Raw genomic sequence first — 17,372 nt, forward strand, 5'->3', positions numbered from 1 at the left:
TAGTGCCAGGTCAGACCCAGCCGGCGAACCATTCCAAATAGCGAATCGTATAGCGGGCGACTTGTTGCGTCGCCGACGCCTTGTCATCTGGTAAATAAGACACGTCAGTTTGATATGACTCATAAAACGACATCACATCGTTGACATACTGCTCACTTCGGTTGTACTCGAAGATGGCGTTCCGAATCGAATCAGTCGAGTCTGCCGTCGTCCCACCGTGCTCACTCAAATAATATGCAGCCGTATGGGCCGAATCGACGAGACTGTGCGGGTCGGCCTGACCGTCATTGTTGCCGTCCCGTCCGAGACCGCCATACTGTTCGATGAGGGCGAGGTCTGTCAAATCGACTTCATCCTCGGGGACATCTCCTTTTTGGTCGTCGGTGTCGTACTGCCAACCAAGCCACGTCCGCGGCATGAATTGGAACGGACCGATCGCCCCGACCGATGAACGCATCGATGAGCTATGGGAGAAAATCGTCTCGACGCGATGGACCGCGGCGAGGAGTCGCCAATCGACGTCATAGGTCGCCGCCGCATCCTCATAAACGTCACGATGGACGGCGGGGATGCCATGATCCCCGTAATAGGCCCGGAAAAGGGCGTTGTTCACTTTATCATGTTGACCAAACCAGCCGATTGCGCCGAGGCACAGCACGATCACAAGCAAGAGACCGGTCAGTCGCAAAATCAATCGTTTCAAGATTCCGCCTCCTAGCTTTCTAGACAATACCCGAATAGTGTAGCATATAGCTAACAGGAAGGACAGGAGTGGATATCCATGCTCGAACAGGCCGTCTTTACCATCATTCTCGTGTATTTATTGATTGTCCAATTGTTCAACGCCCGGTTGATGAAACCGATGATTGAAACGCTCGGACGAAGCCGCGTGTACGATCAGACCATCAAATCGGCGTGGGGGCTCTGTTTGCTGTTGCTCGCCCTCGTCTTTTTGTTCCAGGTCCCGCCTGAAGCGGTCGGGCTCGGCTTCGCCCCGGCCGAGGGGGATTTGCGCGCCTGGCAGTTCTTCTTTTTGACGAGCGTCCTCATCTCCGCATTGATCGCGTTCTATCTGCTCGTGAAAACGTCTCCAGGTTTGCGGCGCCGGTTACGGACATATTATGAGCTCGAGATTGAACGGTTGCTGTTGCCTCAGACGATTCAGGAGGCGAGAGCGTGGGGCGCCGTGTCTTGGACGGCTGGAGTGACCGAAGAGTTCATCTTCCGTGGCGTGCTGCTCTACACGGTCACATTGTGGGTGGACGTCTCGCCCCCGATGCTCGCCTTGATCGGCGGAGCGTTATTCGGGTTGGCCCACGCTTATCAAGGTGTCCGAGGCATCCTCGTGACCGGTCTCGTCGGGTGGGGGCTCGGTTATTTATATGTGGCGATGGGTATCCTCTGGCCGGTGATGGTCGTTCATGCCTTGCTCGATCTTATTGCTGGACCGATTCACGTCGTCGATTCAGAAACTGACTGACGGCCGCCTCATACGCGGGCTGGTCTTTCAAAATACAGTTCGTATGTTCCGCGCCGTGGATGAGGGCGATCTCATTTTTGCGGTTGAGCGCATTCATCTCGACGGACATCCAGGTCGGGACGAAATCGTCCTCTGTCCCATGGATGAACAAGACCGGCACATCGATTGCCGCGAGCGCTCGTTTCGGTCGGACTTGGTGCATCCGGAATCCGGCTCGCGTCCAAAGGAAGTAATTGATTCCCGGCAACAACAAATCACCAGGCAGTCGGTGTAAGACGTTCAACTGATGGCGCATGAGTTGTCTCATGTCATCGAACGGGCACTCGGCAATCAAAAAATCGACATCTGTCAATGGACCGGCCTGTAAAATCGAGGCGGCGCCCATCGACACGCCATGCAGCCCGACCTCGGAGACGGATTCATTAACCCGCAACCAGTCGACCCAATCCACGATGTCATGTTTCTCATGATAGCCGTACGAGGCGTACACGCCCTCGGATTCGCCGTGGGACCGCAAATCGACGGCGAGCAGATTGTAGCCGAGGCGATGGAACATCGCCAAATGCGGGGCCATGAAGCTGTGGGACGCCGTATAGCCGTGCACGAAGACGATCCACTTCGATGAGCCTTCGTTTCGGTAGACACGCCCATAGAGGCGATATCCGTCTTGCGAGCGGAGCGAGACGTGCTCAAACGGCACGTCGTGATAAAAGGATTGATCTTCCTTCGTGTAGGGGGCCAACAGCATCTCGGGCGTCTTGCGTTTCCCTCGTGTCATGCGTTTGAACGCATAGTAGCTGATGGCATAATAGCCAGTGAATAATGTTGCGAGTCCAACCTTCCATCTCTTCTGCATATGAACCGCTCCTTTCCCCATTATTGTACCCGAAAACGCGTTCCCAATTCACGCGCCATATGGATCATGGTGTGTTTTCAATGACGGAACGCCAAGGCTTATGTTAGATAAGACACATTGTGCCGAATAGAGTTGCCACATATGATGGTAGCGAATAGTCACCAAGTGGGAGGATATGAACCAATGGAGCGACAGGCGATGTATCAATTTTTACAGGCATGTTTGATGGGACAGACGGATTATACGACGACTGAGGGAGTGACGTTTTATCGCGCTCCGACGAGCGGGGAACGGCAACATGGAATCGTCTTGGACGTGTTAATTGACCGCTACTTATGTCGGCCTGGGCAGGCAATCGAATTATCGGTCCCGGACATCGCCGTTTCCATTGACGTGTCGGCCGATGAAATCGTCCGGTCCGTACTCGCACTCGCCCGCATCACTCTCGTCTCGCAACATATCGAGGAGAGATTGATTCGTGTCGTCTCGGCGGGCATCGATGAAGCGGGTCGATTGACGCTCGTCATCGGTTTCAACGCTTGGCTGACGCATCATTTGGGCCATCTATCGGGCGAGTGGGTCGAGCTGCCGGCTCGCGTGCACGCCATGTGACAAACCTTGAACAACAAAAAGGGAAGGCCGCGATGGACGCGGTCTTCCCTTTTTTTAATGTCGGGGCGAGGGTTGAAGCTGACCGTCCTGAAGCAATAGGACCCGGTCGCAGACGTCTAGCATGCGTTCATCGTGAGTGATGACGAGGACTCGACGTCCGTGATTACGCGCCTCGGCGACGAGCAACTCCATGACCCGGCGCCCGTTCTCGAAATCGAGGCTCGCCGTCGGTTCATCGGCCAACAAGAGTCGAGGCCGATTGATGAGGGCTCGGGCAACGGCGACGCGCTGCCGTTCGCCGCCCGACAAGTGTTTCGGCAGTTGATTGAGGCGATGACTCAGACCGAGGACGTCGAGCAGGTGGAGCGGGTCTTGTTTAGATTCGCTTTCGGCCTGGACGAGCTCGAGTTGTTCTCGAACCGTCAAATATGGAACGAGGTGGGCCTGCTGAAACACGAAGCCGATTTCATTCAAGCGAAGCAAGCGTCGTTCTTCTTCACTCGCAGCGAGCAACTCCCGTCCCTCGAGCTCGATGAGCCCGACGTCAGGTCGTTTCAATAAACCAAGAATTTGGAGCAGCGTGCTCTTCCCGCTACCGCTCGGTCCGATGATGCCGATACATTCCCCGGGCTCGACCTGTAAATCGATGCCACGCAAAATGGGTTGTCCATCATACGTGTGGCAAATATTCGTCAATTTCATTGTCCAATTCCTCCTAGCGCGTCGGCGGCGTCAAGCCGGCGCAATTTCCAAAGCGGCAACAACGTCCCGATGAGTGAGAGGACGGCCATGACCGCACCATATGCGAGCACGTTGCCCAAGTCGAACCGGAACGGGATGGCGTCTGGGACGAACGTGCCGGTGAACCCTGTCAGCACCGTGGCTAGCAGGCTCGCCGTGAGCACCGTGGCCATGACCTGGATGACGAGAGCCGTGCCGATCACACGGGGACGAATCCCGATTGCTTTCAAAATCCCGAGCTCCGGGAGCTTTTGGAGTGTCAACATATAAAAGAAAGCGGTCAAGATGAATGCGCCGATGAACAGCAAGAAGCCGCGCATCATCGTGAATGTGCCTTGTTCTGCCGTATACCCAGGGACGGCCTCAACGACGTCTTGTTTCGTCATCGTAGCGAGTGAGGTGTCAGCCTTCCCGAGCCAGGCCGAGACGTAGGCGGGCTGACCGCTAGCCGTCTGGAACGCTTCCCACGTGTCCTGTGTTGCCCAGATGACCGGGGCGTGGCTATAGCGACCGTCCGTCGTCCCGACGATGGTGAATGCATACCCGGACGCAAAATCGCGAACCGTGTCTCCGATTTCGACGTCACCGAGAAAACTTGGGTCGACGAGCACGTCCCCGACAGCGAGGTCAAGCTCGGGCCCGATTGTGGAATCTTTCGGCAGTGTGAATAATGTGGCATCCTGTTTTTTCGTCCCATGGACGAGCGTCATCGATTTGACGCCGAGCGGGGTGAGCGCATCGGGTGTCGGCAGTTCGATGAATGAGCGGGTCAATTGCCCGTCGGCATCATCGGCCAGTTGAAACGTCTCGATATCGAGTTCACGCAAGGTGGCCCCGTTATCATAAGCCAGACCGTCCGCGAGTCCGGTGATCAATGTCGACAACAAGACGATGAGTAGCGTGATTACGAAGATGAGCGAAAATTTTCGTTTTTGCCGCCACATCTCTTTTAATCCTAAGTTCATAAAAAAAGCCTCCTTCATAGCGATGAAGGAAGCATAACCGACCAAGATGAACGGAATATGAACATGACTACAACGTGACGTAAAAGACGGTACCCGCCCCGAGCTGAGATTCGACCGTCAACGTACCGTCGTGAAGGTGGACGATATCTCGGGCGATGGCGAGGCCGAGCCCGGTGCCTCGTCCGGATCGTGAGGCGTCGCCTTTATAGAAACGCTCGAACAGCCGTGCCTTCGTCGCTTCATCCATGCCTACACCAACGTCTTGAATCGAGACGGTCGGGCGTTCGCCTTGATACGCCTTGATGGTGATGAGGCCACCGTCTGCAGAAGCGTGAATCGCGTTCGTCAGCAAGTTGGACCACACTTGTGCCAGCAATAGCGGGTCACCGGTCACGATGAGCGTCGAATCGAGTTCTGTGGCGACAGCGATTCCTTTCTCGTCGAGTTGGAACGTGTGCCGCCGGATGACATCCTCGATGGACGCACGCACATCGACCGGTGTCGTTAACGACACGTTGGCCTCGTCGAGCCGGGCGAGGAGCAGTAATTGTCTCGTCAGCTCGGACAGGCGCGACGCCTCGTCACGAATGATGGCGGCATGCGCTTTCGCGTCACCGTCGGTCGTCGCGACGAGTTCCGAGGCGTAGCCTTTGATGGAAGTGAGCGGGGTCTGGAACTCATGGGAGACGCTCGAGACAAACCGTCTGCGCTCGCCTTCCGATTTTTCAAGCGAGTCGACCATATCGTTGAAGCGACGGGAGAGCGTGCCAATCTCATCGTTGCGCTCGAGTGGGAGATCGCTCGGCCGACCCCCGGATGCGACCGAATCGGTCGCAGCGGTCAACGTCCGCAACGGGCGGACGAGTTGACTCGTCGACAAGGCAATCAAAATGAAGGCGAGCCCGGTCAACAAGGCGAAGAACAACCCGACGAATAAATGCAGCTCGCGGATTTGGGCACTCAGATCGGGACGGATGAAGACGGCATCCTCACCATCGATGCTAAACCCATACGTATTGACGACCTCGTTGTCGAACAGTCCGAGCAAAAACAAGTGGAACGGATAGGTGTGCATCCCGTCGTAGGTTTCACCGGACCGGACGGAGGCGATGACGTCGGTGTCGAGCCGCTCATCCCGGAACGCTCCGCCATAGCGTTCAATCGTATCGTCCGGTCGTACGAGGAACAACTGATAGCCGGTCTGAGCGAGCAGTGTATAAAATGTGGACGTCTCACCATCGGTATGGGCCTCGAAGTACGCTTTCGCGGCTTCAGCCGTCTGTTCGGTCTTGTCGCTATAGGACGGTTGCCACCACACGTAGTAGGCGACGTTGCTGACGAGCAGGGCGATAGCGCCCGACAACAATAAAATCATAAACACGGTCAAGACGATTCGCGTGTATAGCGTCTTCATGGCGTCACCTCGAGCGTATACCCGACGCCTCGCACCGTCCGAATCATGTTGCCTTCGTCACGGAGGCGAGCCCGCAATCGCTTGATGTGGACGTCGATCGTCCGGTCGTCGCCTTCGAACTCGAGGCCCCATACTTGCTCAATCAATTCATCACGGGTGAACACACGACTTGGAAACGCAGCCAACTGATAGAGCAGCTCGAACTCTTTTTTCGGCAAGTGGATCGTCTCCTCATGAAGTTCGAGCCGATAATCACGCAAGTCGAGTTTGAGCGGTCCGGCAGTGACGACCGTGGCCGCATTCTTGGCGTAACGTTTCGCGACGGCTTGGAGCCGGAAGAGCAGTTCTTCCGGAATGAACGGTTTCGTCATGTAATCGTCGGCCCCGTGCTCAAAACCGCTCCGTTTCTCCTCCCATTCCCCGAGGGCGGTCAATAGGATGACCGGAATATCCGTCAATCGCTTCAGCCGGGAACAGAGCGTTCGCCCGTCTTGGCCCGGCAACAGGATGTCAATCACGGCAGCATCTGCAGGTCGCTCTAAAAACAGTCGCTCGGCGACGTTTCCGTCCATGGCCGTGGTGACGGTGTGACCGGCCCGCTGTAACGTCGTTTCAATCAGATGCAGGATAGCCAGGTCGTCTTCAACAATCAGTACGTGCATGACTCTCTTCCTTTCTCATGAAGGACATCGAAAACAGGTGACCCATGTCAGGTCACCTGGCCGTTATGTCGCTTTGGTCAGTTCTTTGTGTAGCGCCCGGAGCGCCCGCAGGAAGGCATCTTTGAAGTACTTGTCTTCTTGGGCCTCGAGCGTCTCGAGCGCGGTCGTATCGCCCGCGCTCGCTTTGACGAGCAGGTTGACGACCGTTCCCCAGCGCTTGACATGCTCGGGCTTCGGATGGTTCATCGCAACGGTCAACGTGAACCAATACGGTTGGTCCCGACGCTGCAACGTGGCAATCATCTGCTTGGCCGTCTGTGCCTCCGCCTCGGACGGTAACGTGGCCGTCGCGAACCAGCCGAGCAGTCCGGCACTCATTGCCTCGAGTCGCGCCTTGGCTTCTGACTCGATCGGCTCACGTCCGAATTCGGAGATATTGACGAAGACGAGACGGTCCTTGCGGTCGAGGTGGGTGATCCATCCTTTGACCGTCTTGAGCTTGTCTTTGTCTTTCGACTGGGCTTTGACCGTGTAACCGTTCAGTTTGCCGATGTAAATTCGGAACTGGCCACGGTCGAGTTGCTTATCGACTTTGAACTCGATATCCTGACCGACCGTGAACGGTTGGTTCTGTTTGTTGAGCGTCTCGCCTTTTTTCAGTTCCGGACGTCGGACGATGTAGCGGAGCGCTTCTTGTTCGGTCTTGTCGTCGAGCGTCCACAGATTGTTCGGTGTGACATTTTTAAAGCGATGCCGGCGGACGAAAATGTATTGATCGAGCGCCTCGACGGCGTCGGTGACGGAATTTTTTCCACTCAAATAATCATCGGCGATATCTCTTAGCGTGATTGATTCGAGCCGGTCGATATGCCCGACGTATGGGACGTGTCCGACGACGAACAGGGCGGTGGCAATCAATTCACTCTCGCGAGGGGTCAGAGGACGTTTGGCCATGTTGCACTTCCTTTCTTGCATTCATATCATTTAGTATACCAAAAACAAATTTCGACATGTTGTATGAATCAACCAGATGGAAAATTTTACAGGCATACAGGATTTCGTGGATTGATTGCGAATACTTGAATATGATAGAGCTATGCGGATGTTGAGATGAGGTGATGAGATGAAGCTATCGATAGAACCGGGGGATTATGTCGTGTTGATTGAAATCAACAAGGAAGTATTGAAATGTACGTCCCTCGATCAGGCCGACTATGTCGACCGAGACCGCTATGAACTGGTCGGCCGGATGAGTGAACGGCTCCCGGCCGAGGTGATCGTCCCTTCTATCATCGACTATATTCGGTTCGGTAGTGGATATATCGGCGACAATATCGTCTGGGACACAGAGACGGAATCGTTTTTCTGTCAACAGTTCGAGACGATTGATGGATCTCCGCTCGGTGAGGACCTCGACGGATTTACACCCGATCCGTATCGGACGGAACTGGCGCGTTATTATACGTATTTGACCATCGGAAAGATTGTCGACTATGAGATGGATGAGCCTGACGAACCGAACTATTGGTGAGCGTCGAAAAAATGTCACAATCTATTTTTCGAAAAAAAGGGAAATTGATTCCGTAATTTGAGATAATGGGGGCATCTTAGGAAGTTTGGAATGGAGCGGTAGGCGATGAAAAAAATGATGCTTGTGGCGGCGCTCGCGCTGCTCATGCCGGCGTCGGTGGACGCGGCGAAACCGGTTGTGTTGGAGAAACACGGTTACGTCGTGGCCGAGCCGAGGGTCGGGAACCAATACTATATCAAGCAAACAGGCACCGATCTGGCGTGGAACACGACGCGCGGCGCTTCAGACATCGTGATCGCTTTAATCGATTCGTCGGCCGATCGGCGGCATAAAGAACTATACAAGGTCCCTCGTGTCGTCAATTCGATGAAAGGGCCTTACAGCGTCGATTATCATGGGACGCATACGGCCGGCATCATGTCTGGCCGTCACAACAAGTTCGGGATGGCCGGACTTGCTCCGAACGTACGCTATCATTTTTATAACGTCTTCTACGGTAAAAACTCGGAGTACACGGATTCTTGGACCGTCGCCAAAGCGGTCGACACGGCGGTGGCGAAAGGGGCGAACATCATCAACCTGTCGCTCGGCGGGCAAGATTACGATCAAGTCCTCGCCGATTCGATTCGCCGGGCCCGGGCCAAAGGGGTCATCATCGTCGCCTCGGCCGGAAACGACGGGGAGAAGACCGTCTCGTTCCCGGCCAATATGAAAGAAGTCATCGCGGTCGGGGCGATTGACGCGAACCGTCGCGTCGCCGGTTTCAGCAATATGGCCGCTCAAGTGAAAATCGTCGCACCCGGGGTGAACATCTTGTCGCTCGGCTTGAATAACGGCTTCGTCTATATGGACGGGACGTCGATGGCCGCGCCGATGGTGTCGTCGGGTCTCGCGCTCGTCAAATCGGTCAATCCGTTTTTGACACCGGCCGATGTGGACGCCTTGATTCAAAAGATGCCACGGGCGAGCGGCAAGATTTATACGGAGCTGAACACGAAGCGGCTCCTCGATACGACACCGCGTCCCGTGACGCTCTCGGTGCCGTCGACGCTCAAGAGCCGTTACGTCAAAGAAGCGAAACTGACGGTCATGAAAAAAACGAATTTGAAAACGACGTATACGTTATATCAAGGTACCCGTAAAGTGAAGACGCTGTCGGCAGGGAATTCGATGTTCACGATGTATGCCGGCGGCGATTGGCTGCCGAGTGGCTCGTACAAACTCCAAGCCGTCGTCACGGATGGGAAACATAAACGTACGGCCAGTCGGTCCTTCAAATACGTGAATCCCGTCAAGCCGGCGATTGCGGTCAAAGCGTCCGACGGAGGCACGTTCGAATTGGCGACGACGCGAAAAGGGGTCGTCACCGTACTCGATGCGAACAAAAAAATCGTCTATGAGGCGCTTCACGTACCGGGCAAGTTCCCGGTCCGGAGCGACACGGGAGCTGCGTACACGGTCGTCTTGAAACCGACCGACGTCTCTGAGAAAGTGGTGACGGTCAAGTATGCGCCGCAACCGGTCCAAGCTGAGACGGACAAATCGGCGGAATCGACATGAAAAAACACCCGGAGCCAACGCTTGGCTCCGGGTGTTGATTTATGCTTTCGTGATGGCTTCACCGCTCCAACGAATGTTCGCTTCTAAGACGTTGCCGTTGTCGTCGATATGTTCAAAACTCAGTTTCCCGTCGACAATAATCTCACAGAGACCGACACGGACATCCTCGCTCCATGCGCGACGTGTCTGAGTCGACGCGTCGAACGTCGGAATCGATTCAGGAAAACGTTCCTGTAAGTGGGCCAAGTTATGATGGTCGAAGTGATACGGACGTTTGGACAGTTCATTCGGTGCTTTAATGTCAAACGGCTCGAATCCTCGGACGAGTCGATTATTCCGGTAGAAGGCGAACACGCCGTTATTCGGGTGGAGCGCTTTAATGTCATCGATTTCAATCACATAGGTCAGTCGTTGAATCCAACCGTTTTTTGCATCTTGACGCATCAAAATCCCTCCTTGTTCAATGGAACACGCCTTATTTTAGCGCTGACGCCGGTGAAAATCAAGTTCAGGTTCTCGGTTGTCATTTCACGGGTTATCCGCTACAATGGGTAAAGTGACTATGAGGTCTGGGCAATCGCGGGACGCAAGTCTTGAGGAAAGTCCATGCTCGCACAGCCTGTGATGGCTGTAGTGATCGTGCTACACGAAAAGATAAGTGTAGGCAACGCAAGTTGACGGCAGAAGAAGCACCTAAGTCCTCGGATATGGTGCAAGCTTCTTGAAAGTGCCACAGTGACGGAGTCTGATCGGAAACGTTCAGAGTGGAACGAGGTAAACCCCACGAGCGAGAAACCCAAACTATGGTAGGGGAACTTCCTGACTGGAACCGAACGGGACGGAAGGCGCCAATCGGCGCAGATAGATGATTGTCACTCCATCGTGCCAGGGAGACCGTTATGAGCACCGGAGTACAGAACATGGCTTACAGGGCAGCATAGTCTCTCATTTAACATTGACCAGGAGTTCAAGCAATCCTACTTGAGCTCCTTTTTACATGACCATTTTAGGAGTAACACTTATAGAAAGTAGGGATAGTATGGCAAAACGAAAACTGATTGCCACCGCAGCGATGGGCATCGAAGCACTCGTCGCCAAAGAAGTGCGCGACCTCGGCTACACGTGTGAGGTCGAGAACGGACGCGTCTATATCGATGCAGAAATGGAAGACATTCCGCGATTGAACCTATGGCTCCGGACGGCAGACCGCGTCAAGCTCGTCGTCGCCGAGTTCAAAGCGACGACGTTCACGGAACTGTTTGACGGTGTCGTCGAATTGCCTTGGACGGATCTCATGCCGTGGGACGCTCGATTCATCGTCGACGGCCGCTCGGTCAAGTCGAAGCTGTTCTCGATCCGCGACTGTCAGAAAATCACGGAGAAGGCGATCGTCGACGCGATGCAACGCGGATACGATAAGCCGGGCGAGTGGCTCCCGAAGACGGGCGCCTACTACCCGATTGAAGTCGCCTTGTTGAAAGATGTGGCGACGATCACGATCGACACGTCAGGTGACGCGCTTCACCGTCGTGGTTACCGTGAGCTCCACTCACAGGCACCGCTCAAAGAGACGATGGCTGCGGCAATGATTCAGCTGACGAACTGGAAGCCGGACATGCCGTTCTACGACGTCTTCACCGGTTCAGGGACGCTCGCCATCGAGGCGGCGCTCATCGGCCGTAACATCGCGCCTGGTCTCAACCGTGAGTTCTGTTCACAAGACTGGCCGTGTGTACCGAAGAAAGCCTGGTATGATGCCATCAATGAAGCGAACGAGAAAGCGGAGTGGGACAAACCGCTCAAAATCTACGGCATCGACCTCGACCCACGCATGGTCAAGCTCGCCAAGGATAACGCCGAGCTCGCCGACGTCCGTGACGCCATCACGTTCGTTCACAGTGACGCGGCTGCCTTGAAGCCGAAAGAAGAGTACGGCGTCATCATCGGCAACCCGCCATACGGCGAACGGTTGCAGACCGAAGAAGAGATTATCGACCTGTACGAGCGGATTGGCCAACAGTTCGCCAAGTATCCGGGCTATAGCGTCTATATGTTGACGAGTTATGAGGACTTCGAGAAAGCGTACGGCCGTCCGGCGACGAAACGCCGTAAGCTGTACAACGGGAATATCGAGACGCAATACTACCAGTTCTTCGGTAAACGTCCGCCGAGACGTTCAGCTGAGCCGACTTCTGATACGAAATAAGTCTTCATTGCACACACATTGCACACTTTTTGTTTGTGATACTGAAGACAAGCGAAAACTGCTCCTAGGAGCAGTTTTTTTGCTTGCCGTGGTTTTTTCGCCCTTGTAGGTGATGGAATGGATGTATGTGCCAGATAGTCGGACCAGTCCTCATAAATGGGCATGGCCCGTCCTAAGTCCGTCTGTTCAAGAATCGATTGCGCGTTCTTCCCGTACTTCTAATACGTTACGACGAGACGTTCGAATAGCCTTCCTGGAATCGGACGGCAGTGAATGGCCATACAAGTTTCTAAACATTGCGTAATCACATCCTTTAACACATTACAGCACTCACTTTCCTAAACACCGCTCTACCGTTCAATATTCAAGCTATTATAACTTACATTTCCATATATAAGGATTATACTCATAATATGGTTAAGATAGGGAGATGAAGAATGGATGATAAGAGGTATATATGAGGCACACTTGCCTGTAAGTGATTTGACGGTGGCGATCCCGTTTTATGAAAAAATCGGAATGAAGCTGGCCTTCCAAAACGAGTCCTTGGCGTTTCTATGGATCATTGAAGGAGAGAGTTGGCTCGGTTTGTGGGAGAGCGATTGCGTCGAGGTGCCGTACCATCCATCGATTCGTCACGTGGCGTTTCGAATCGACCCCGAAAGCCTTGAAACGGTGAAGGAGTGGCTCGATGAACGGGACATCGAAGTACGGACCGCATTCAAGATGACGTCTGCAGAGCAGCCGTTAATCCTGCCGAACTTCCCGCACGCACATGCCGCCATCTATTTCGACGATCCGGACGGGAATTCGCTCGAACTGATCACGTTTCTTGAGACGGACCCGACCGCTGCGTTTCAAATGATGTCTTTCGCTAATTGGTCAGAAAAGAAGCGGATGCAAGTGTCACAACATACTGAATGAGACAAGGCAGGGGGTAGGGCGATGTATCGGTATACGTTATGTCTATTGAAATCAGAAAATGAAGTCTTACTGTTGAATCGTGAGAAGCCGCCAGCGATGGGGCTATGGAACGGCGTAGGTGGGAAAATCGAGTCGGGCGAGACGGTTGAAGCGTCGGTCTGTCGAGAAGTATTCGAAGAGACCGGATATAAGATTGAGCATCCTCTGTATAAAGGGGAGATCATCCTGCACGGAGAACAGCAGGTCGGGATGCATCTGTTCGTCGTGGAAGTCACGAAACATGAAGCCGCTGACAAGGTACAGAGGACACGTGAAGGGATTTTGGAATGGAAGCAAATCGACTGGGTGCTTCATCCTGACAATATGGGAATCATCAGCAACTTGAAGCAGTATTTACAGCCGATGCTAGACTATCCTATGCCTAGACGCCATACGTTTCGTTATGACGGGCATGAGTTGTTGACCTACACGCACGACCAACTGGATGAAGCTTCAAGCATTGTACATAAAACGAGATGATTGGCCCCATCGGCCAACCATCTCGTTTTTGATTCAGATATTGGATCACTCGCCAACCATCCCGTCGCCATCGTTATCACGCATATGCGGATAGAGCCAATGGTCGCTCGTGATCGGCATGGTGAAGCCGGCGTCCTTCGCCTCTTGAATCGTCACTTGGCCGTTGCCGTTCGTATCGACGCGCGTGACGTCACCGCTTGCTTCGGTGGCCGATGGTGCGCTCTCCGTCAATCCAAGTTCTTCATTCACCTCATCCGGGTTGACGTTGTCGAACGAGTCGGTAACGACATTTCCTTTGACCGTGTATGTGTACTCATAGTGTGAAGGGATATGAGTATTCGTATCCGGATATGTGATGAGCGCCTCGAAGTCGGTCGCGCCGCCTGCGCTCCGGATCACGCTCTCCATATACGCCTGGTCGCCGTGGCGATTGAGCGTGCTGTTTTGGGGCGTGATGTTGAAGGCGTTCGAGACGCCGCCGAGCGAATCGGCGATGACGTGCCCTTCGTCGAGGTCGCGGTGTTCGACCCCAGACACTTTCGCCTCGTCAGCGTAGTATCGCCCATCCGACGTCACGTCTTCTCGGTCGTCATCCTGCAGCACAATCTCGTCCGCAATCACTTTCACGAGTTGACCGTGCTCGTTCGTGAACGCCCAATATTCGCGGTCGCCGTATCCGATATCGACGACGACATTACTCTCGCGTTCACCTGACAAATCTCCACCCTCGACTTCGATCATGTCATAACCGGTGAAGCGGTCCTCTGTCTGCGGTTCGGGTGGCGCCGTCGTCTCGACGGCGGACTGTTCTGGGGTGTCCGTCACCGTGGTGGTCCCGGCTTCTTCGCTCGTACAACCTGCCAATAGCAGAATCGAGAGCGGGAATGCTAAATAAGTAATGTTTAATTTCATTTCAAGTCTCCTATGTGTGAGGCATACTTGTTCATTCTAGGAATCTTCGACACGATTGACAAGCAATCGGATTGGGACGTGTTTCGGTCGTGCTTGTCATAAACGAGCCAGAAATTGTCACGATTCGATGACGCGCCTCCGTTGGGACTAGTGGTACAATGGATGGGAACGGTCCGGCGGTCGAGCGGGTTATGGCGTTTCAATCGTTTCGTTTCAGGCTATACATACGTATACATCGCTTGAGAGGAGACGTATCATGCAGACATATACCATCGAATATGCGTTCCAGGACAAAGAGCAGACGACGCGGACGTGTGAGGTCGTTCTCGACCGGACGCCCGATTTACATGATAACGAGCAGTTGGCCGACTTGTATCAAATCGTGTCAGATGCGATTCGTAAACCGATCACCAGTTTTGAAATTGTAGCGGTCCATTAAACGAACCTTTGACCCCGGGCGCACGCCTTGGGGTTTTGTTCAGTCTTAGGAAGAGGAGAGATGTACACATGAAGATTGTCGTTGTTGGGTTAGGGGACGTCGCGAAGAAGGCGTATTTGCCGGTCTATGCCGGTTTAGAAGGGGTCGACGTTTATCTCGTCTCGAGAGACGCGGCGAAAGCAGGTCAACTCGTCGAGAAGTATCGTTTTGCCGGTCAGTATGCATCACTCGAAGACGTCCCGTTCGAGATGATGGACGGTGCGTTGATTCACTCGACGACATCGGTCCATGCCGACCAGGTCGGTTACGTGCTCGCGCAAGGTGTGCCCGTCTTCATCGATAAGCCGGTCACGTTCATGCTCGAGGACACGGAGCGGCTCGTACGCCTCGCTGCCGAGCAGGGCGTCGAGCTCATCACCGGGTTCAACCGCCGTTTCGCGACGGCGACGGCTGCCTTAAAAGAAGTGTCCGACCCGAATCTGATTTTGATTCAAAAGAATCGGACGTATCAACCGGCGACGCTGCGTGAGTTCATCATCGAAGACTTCGTCCACGTCGTCGATACGCTCCGCTATTTGACAGGGCTCGCCCCTGTCGAGAATTTGGCCGTCCGGACGCGGCATGAGTCCGGGACGTTGAATCAGCTCCAGATTCAATTCACGGCCAGAGGGGTCGAAGCGGTCGGGATCATGAACCGGGACAACGGCTGTACGGAAGAAGTGATGGAAGTGATGTCGCCTCGTCTGAAGCGGGTGTCGCGCGACGTTGAGCGTGTGTATGATTTCACCCGTGACGGCATGCTCGAGCGGGCATTGAATCCGTGGGAGTCGAATTTGACGCGTCGCGGCTTCACGACCATGCTCGACGAGTTCCTGAAGCTCCTCGCAGGTGAACCGAATGACTCAGTGCGGGCAGAGGACAGTTTGACGACGCACGCGCTCTGTGAGCGCATACTAGAAGAGGCTTCGCGTTGACCGTGTCGTTTCTGTGGCCCATCGAGCGGGTATTAACTCCGTAAAAGGAGGGGATGCGCATGGATATTCGTGAGCTCGTCATGCAGGTGAACGACCTGTTATGGACGTACGTACTCATTTTCGTTTTGATTGCCGGAGGGTTGTATTTCACCATCCGGATGGGATTCGTCCAGTTCCGCATGTTGCCCGAGATGTTCAAGTTGCTGTTCGTCAAAGGAATTAAACACGAGAAAGGGCAGGTGTCGTCGTTCCAGGCGTTCGCCATCGGAACGGCTGCACGGGTCGGGACCGGGAATATCGCCGGCGTCTCGACGGCCATCGCGCTCGGGGGACCGGGGGCCGTCTTTTGGATGTGGCTCATCGCGATCATCGGTTCGGCTTCCGCTTTCGTCGAGAGCACGCTCGCCCAAGTGTATAAAGTGCACGACGGGAAGGCTTGGCGCGGTGGACCGGCCTACTATATCGAGCGGGCGCTCGGTCAACGGTGGCTCGGCATCGTGTTCGCGATTTTAATCACGTTCGCATTTGGATTCGCGTTCAATTCGGTTCAGGCCAATACGATCGCTCTATCCATCAATAACGTCTTCGAAATCGATACGCTCTGGGTCGGCATCATCTTGGCCATCGTGACCGCCATCATCATCTTCGGCGGAATCCGTTCGATTTCAACGTTGTCAGGGATTATCGTCCCAATCATGGCCGGCGGCTATATCCTGCTCGCCTTGTGGGTCGTGTTCACCAATCTAGAGGCCATCCCGGCCGTCTTTTCGGCCATCTTCTCAGAAGGGATCCTCGGCTTCCGCCAACTGCTCGGCGGTGCGGTCGGTGCGGCCGTCCTGCAAGGGATTCGCCGCGGCTTGTTCTCGAACGAGGCGGGGATGGGGTCGGCTCCGAATGCGGCCGCGACCGCGGAGGTCAGCCACCCGGTCAAACAAGGTCTCATTCAATCGCTCAGCGTGTTCGTCGATACACTCTTTATCTGTACGGCGACAGCGATGATTGTCCTCATCTCGGGAGTGCCGGGGTCAGAGGACTTCCAAGGCATCGAGCTCGCACAAGAGGCGCTCTTGACAGAAATTGGACCGCTCGCGACGACACTCATGACAATCGCCATCCTATTGTTTGCGTTCAGTTCGATTTTGGCGAATTACTATTATGGGGAAACGAACATCGAGTTCATCTCCGAACGAAAAGTGTATCTGGTCATCTACCGGATCGCGGTCGTCGGGATGGTATTGTTCGGCTCGGTTCGATCGGCGGGGTTGGTCTGGTCGATCGCCGATATCTTTATGGGCTTGATGGCGCTCGTCAATATGTATGCCATCTTCCGACTCAGTAAGGTCGCCAAAGCGCTGCTCGACGATTATGTGGCACAGAAGCGGGCCGGACGTGATCCGGTGTTCAATCGTGATGATGTGGATTTACCTGGTAAAGAACATGTCGAGGCGTGGGAAGCGAAACGAGAGAACATCAGTTAAAATCGGGGCAAGAATCGGACGCGTCGCGCCATTCTTGCCTTTCGTTTATCGAATTTTTTATTTCAAATACCGTATTTATTTAATAAATTATAGAAAAGA

General features: G+C 54.3%; 19 protein-coding genes and 1 other RNA gene. 11 read left to right on the top strand and 9 right to left on the bottom strand.

Annotated elements, in window-relative coordinates:
- Window positions 1-10 precede the first annotated feature (10 nt).
- Entirely contained in the window at window positions 11-703 is a 693-nt protein-coding gene (locus tag KNP95_RS13675) for a lytic transglycosylase domain-containing protein (protein WP_251131218.1), read from the bottom strand.
- A gap of 78 nt (window positions 704-781) precedes the next feature.
- Here KNP95_RS13675 and KNP95_RS13680 point away from each other — a divergent pair, with 78 nt between their 5' ends.
- A complete protein-coding gene (locus tag KNP95_RS13680) occupies window positions 782-1,480 on the top strand; it encodes a CPBP family intramembrane glutamic endopeptidase (RefSeq protein ID WP_214837829.1) in 699 nt (232 codons plus the stop codon).
- On the opposite strand, the gene KNP95_RS13685 is transcribed toward KNP95_RS13680, so the two are convergent.
- The gene (locus tag KNP95_RS13685; RefSeq protein ID WP_021067521.1) at window positions 1,437-2,336 is read right to left on the bottom strand and encodes an alpha/beta hydrolase; all 900 of its coding nucleotides are present in this window, start codon (window positions 2,334-2,336) and stop codon (window positions 1,437-1,439) included. The two genes, KNP95_RS13680 and KNP95_RS13685, sit on opposite strands and share 44 nt — an antisense overlap.
- A gap of 183 nt (window positions 2,337-2,519) precedes the next feature.
- Here KNP95_RS13685 and KNP95_RS13690 point away from each other — a divergent pair, with 183 nt between their 5' ends.
- Window positions 2,520-2,948, top strand: coding sequence for a hypothetical protein (locus KNP95_RS13690; RefSeq protein WP_029595405.1), 429 nt, complete (start codon window positions 2,520-2,522; stop codon window positions 2,946-2,948).
- 54 nt (window positions 2,949-3,002) lie between these two features.
- On the opposite strand, the gene KNP95_RS13695 is transcribed toward KNP95_RS13690, so the two are convergent.
- The 5 genes from KNP95_RS13695 to KNP95_RS13715 all read right to left on the bottom strand — a co-directional run bounded on the left by KNP95_RS13695 (window position 3,003) and on the right by KNP95_RS13715 (window position 7,684).
- Complete coding sequence (locus KNP95_RS13695; protein WP_035385665.1) at window positions 3,003-3,650, bottom strand: ABC transporter ATP-binding protein; 648 nt, start codon at window positions 3,648-3,650, stop codon at window positions 3,003-3,005.
- Window positions 3,647-4,654: an ABC transporter permease gene (locus KNP95_RS13700; RefSeq protein ID WP_058763750.1), complete on the bottom strand. Its 1,008-nt coding sequence runs from the start codon at window positions 4,652-4,654 to the stop codon at window positions 3,647-3,649. The genes KNP95_RS13695 and KNP95_RS13700 overlap by 4 nt, the downstream gene beginning before the upstream one ends.
- A 67-nt stretch (window positions 4,655-4,721) precedes the next feature.
- On the bottom strand, window positions 4,722-6,068 hold the full coding sequence (locus tag KNP95_RS13705; protein WP_214837832.1) for a sensor histidine kinase: 1,347 nt from the start codon (window positions 6,066-6,068) through the stop codon (window positions 4,722-4,724).
- Entirely contained in the window at window positions 6,065-6,730 is a 666-nt protein-coding gene (locus KNP95_RS13710; RefSeq protein ID WP_029595409.1) for a response regulator transcription factor, read from the bottom strand. Before KNP95_RS13710 ends, KNP95_RS13705 begins: the two co-directional genes overlap by 4 nt.
- Window positions 6,731-6,793: 63 nt before the next feature.
- Window positions 6,794-7,684, bottom strand: a complete 891-nt coding sequence (locus KNP95_RS13715; RefSeq protein ID WP_131471185.1) for a hypothetical protein — start codon at window positions 7,682-7,684, stop codon at window positions 6,794-6,796.
- Between the two features lie 169 nt (window positions 7,685-7,853).
- On the opposite strand from KNP95_RS13715, the gene KNP95_RS13720 reads away from it, so the two are divergent.
- On the top strand, window positions 7,854-8,261 hold the full coding sequence (locus KNP95_RS13720) for a hypothetical protein (RefSeq protein ID WP_131471184.1): 408 nt from the start codon (window positions 7,854-7,856) through the stop codon (window positions 8,259-8,261).
- A gap of 105 nt (window positions 8,262-8,366) precedes the next feature.
- Window positions 8,367-9,821, top strand: a complete 1,455-nt coding sequence (locus KNP95_RS13725; RefSeq protein ID WP_214837835.1) for a S8 family peptidase — start codon at window positions 8,367-8,369, stop codon at window positions 9,819-9,821.
- Between the two features lie 39 nt (window positions 9,822-9,860).
- Here the strand turns inward: KNP95_RS13725 and KNP95_RS13730 are convergent, their stop codons facing one another.
- Window positions 9,861-10,265 (bottom strand): hypothetical protein, encoded by a 405-nt coding sequence (locus tag KNP95_RS13730; RefSeq protein ID WP_021067512.1) that lies wholly within the window; start codon window positions 10,263-10,265, stop codon window positions 9,861-9,863.
- Window positions 10,266-10,386: 121 nt separating this feature from the next.
- Here KNP95_RS13730 and rnpB point away from each other — a divergent pair.
- The 4 genes from rnpB to KNP95_RS13750 all read left to right on the top strand — a co-directional run bounded on the left by rnpB (window position 10,387) and on the right by KNP95_RS13750 (window position 13,470).
- An RNA gene (gene rnpB / locus KNP95_RS13735) (RNase P RNA component class B) lies at window positions 10,387-10,754 on the top strand.
- Window positions 10,755-10,860: 106 nt separating this feature from the next.
- Window positions 10,861-12,027 (top strand): THUMP domain-containing class I SAM-dependent RNA methyltransferase, encoded by a 1,167-nt coding sequence (locus tag KNP95_RS13740; RefSeq protein ID WP_021067511.1) that lies wholly within the window; start codon window positions 10,861-10,863, stop codon window positions 12,025-12,027.
- A 441-nt stretch (window positions 12,028-12,468) separates the two neighbouring features.
- Window positions 12,469-12,951: a VOC family protein gene (locus tag KNP95_RS13745; protein WP_214837838.1), complete on the top strand. Its 483-nt coding sequence runs from the start codon at window positions 12,469-12,471 to the stop codon at window positions 12,949-12,951.
- A 21-nt stretch (window positions 12,952-12,972) separates the two neighbouring features.
- Window positions 12,973-13,470, top strand: a complete 498-nt coding sequence (locus KNP95_RS13750) for an NUDIX hydrolase (RefSeq protein ID WP_214837841.1) — start codon at window positions 12,973-12,975, stop codon at window positions 13,468-13,470.
- Between the two features lie 45 nt (window positions 13,471-13,515).
- Here KNP95_RS13750 and KNP95_RS13755 read toward each other — a convergent pair whose 3' ends face one another.
- Window positions 13,516-14,382 carry a DNA/RNA non-specific endonuclease gene (locus tag KNP95_RS13755; protein ID WP_214802543.1) on the bottom strand — a complete coding sequence of 289 codons (867 nt, stop codon included), beginning with the start codon at window positions 14,380-14,382 and terminating at the stop codon, window positions 13,516-13,518.
- Window positions 14,383-14,638: 256 nt separating this feature from the next.
- On the opposite strand from KNP95_RS13755, the gene KNP95_RS13760 reads away from it, so the two are divergent.
- The 3 genes from KNP95_RS13760 to KNP95_RS13770 all read left to right on the top strand — a co-directional run bounded on the left by KNP95_RS13760 (window position 14,639) and on the right by KNP95_RS13770 (window position 17,273).
- Window positions 14,639-14,821: a hypothetical protein gene (locus KNP95_RS13760; RefSeq protein WP_021067507.1), complete on the top strand. Its 183-nt coding sequence runs from the start codon at window positions 14,639-14,641 to the stop codon at window positions 14,819-14,821.
- Window positions 14,822-14,889: 68 nt separating this feature from the next.
- Window positions 14,890-15,795, top strand: a complete 906-nt coding sequence (locus KNP95_RS13765) for a Gfo/Idh/MocA family protein (protein WP_214837844.1) — start codon at window positions 14,890-14,892, stop codon at window positions 15,793-15,795.
- A 59-nt stretch (window positions 15,796-15,854) separates the two neighbouring features.
- A complete protein-coding gene (locus KNP95_RS13770; protein WP_214837847.1) occupies window positions 15,855-17,273 on the top strand; it encodes an alanine/glycine:cation symporter family protein in 1,419 nt (472 codons plus the stop codon).
- Window positions 17,274-17,372: the final 99 nt, after the last annotated feature.

Source organism: Exiguobacterium sp. s36, from assembly GCF_018618345.1.
Lineage (GTDB): Bacteria > Bacillota > Bacilli > Exiguobacteriales > Exiguobacteriaceae > Exiguobacterium > Exiguobacterium chiriqhucha.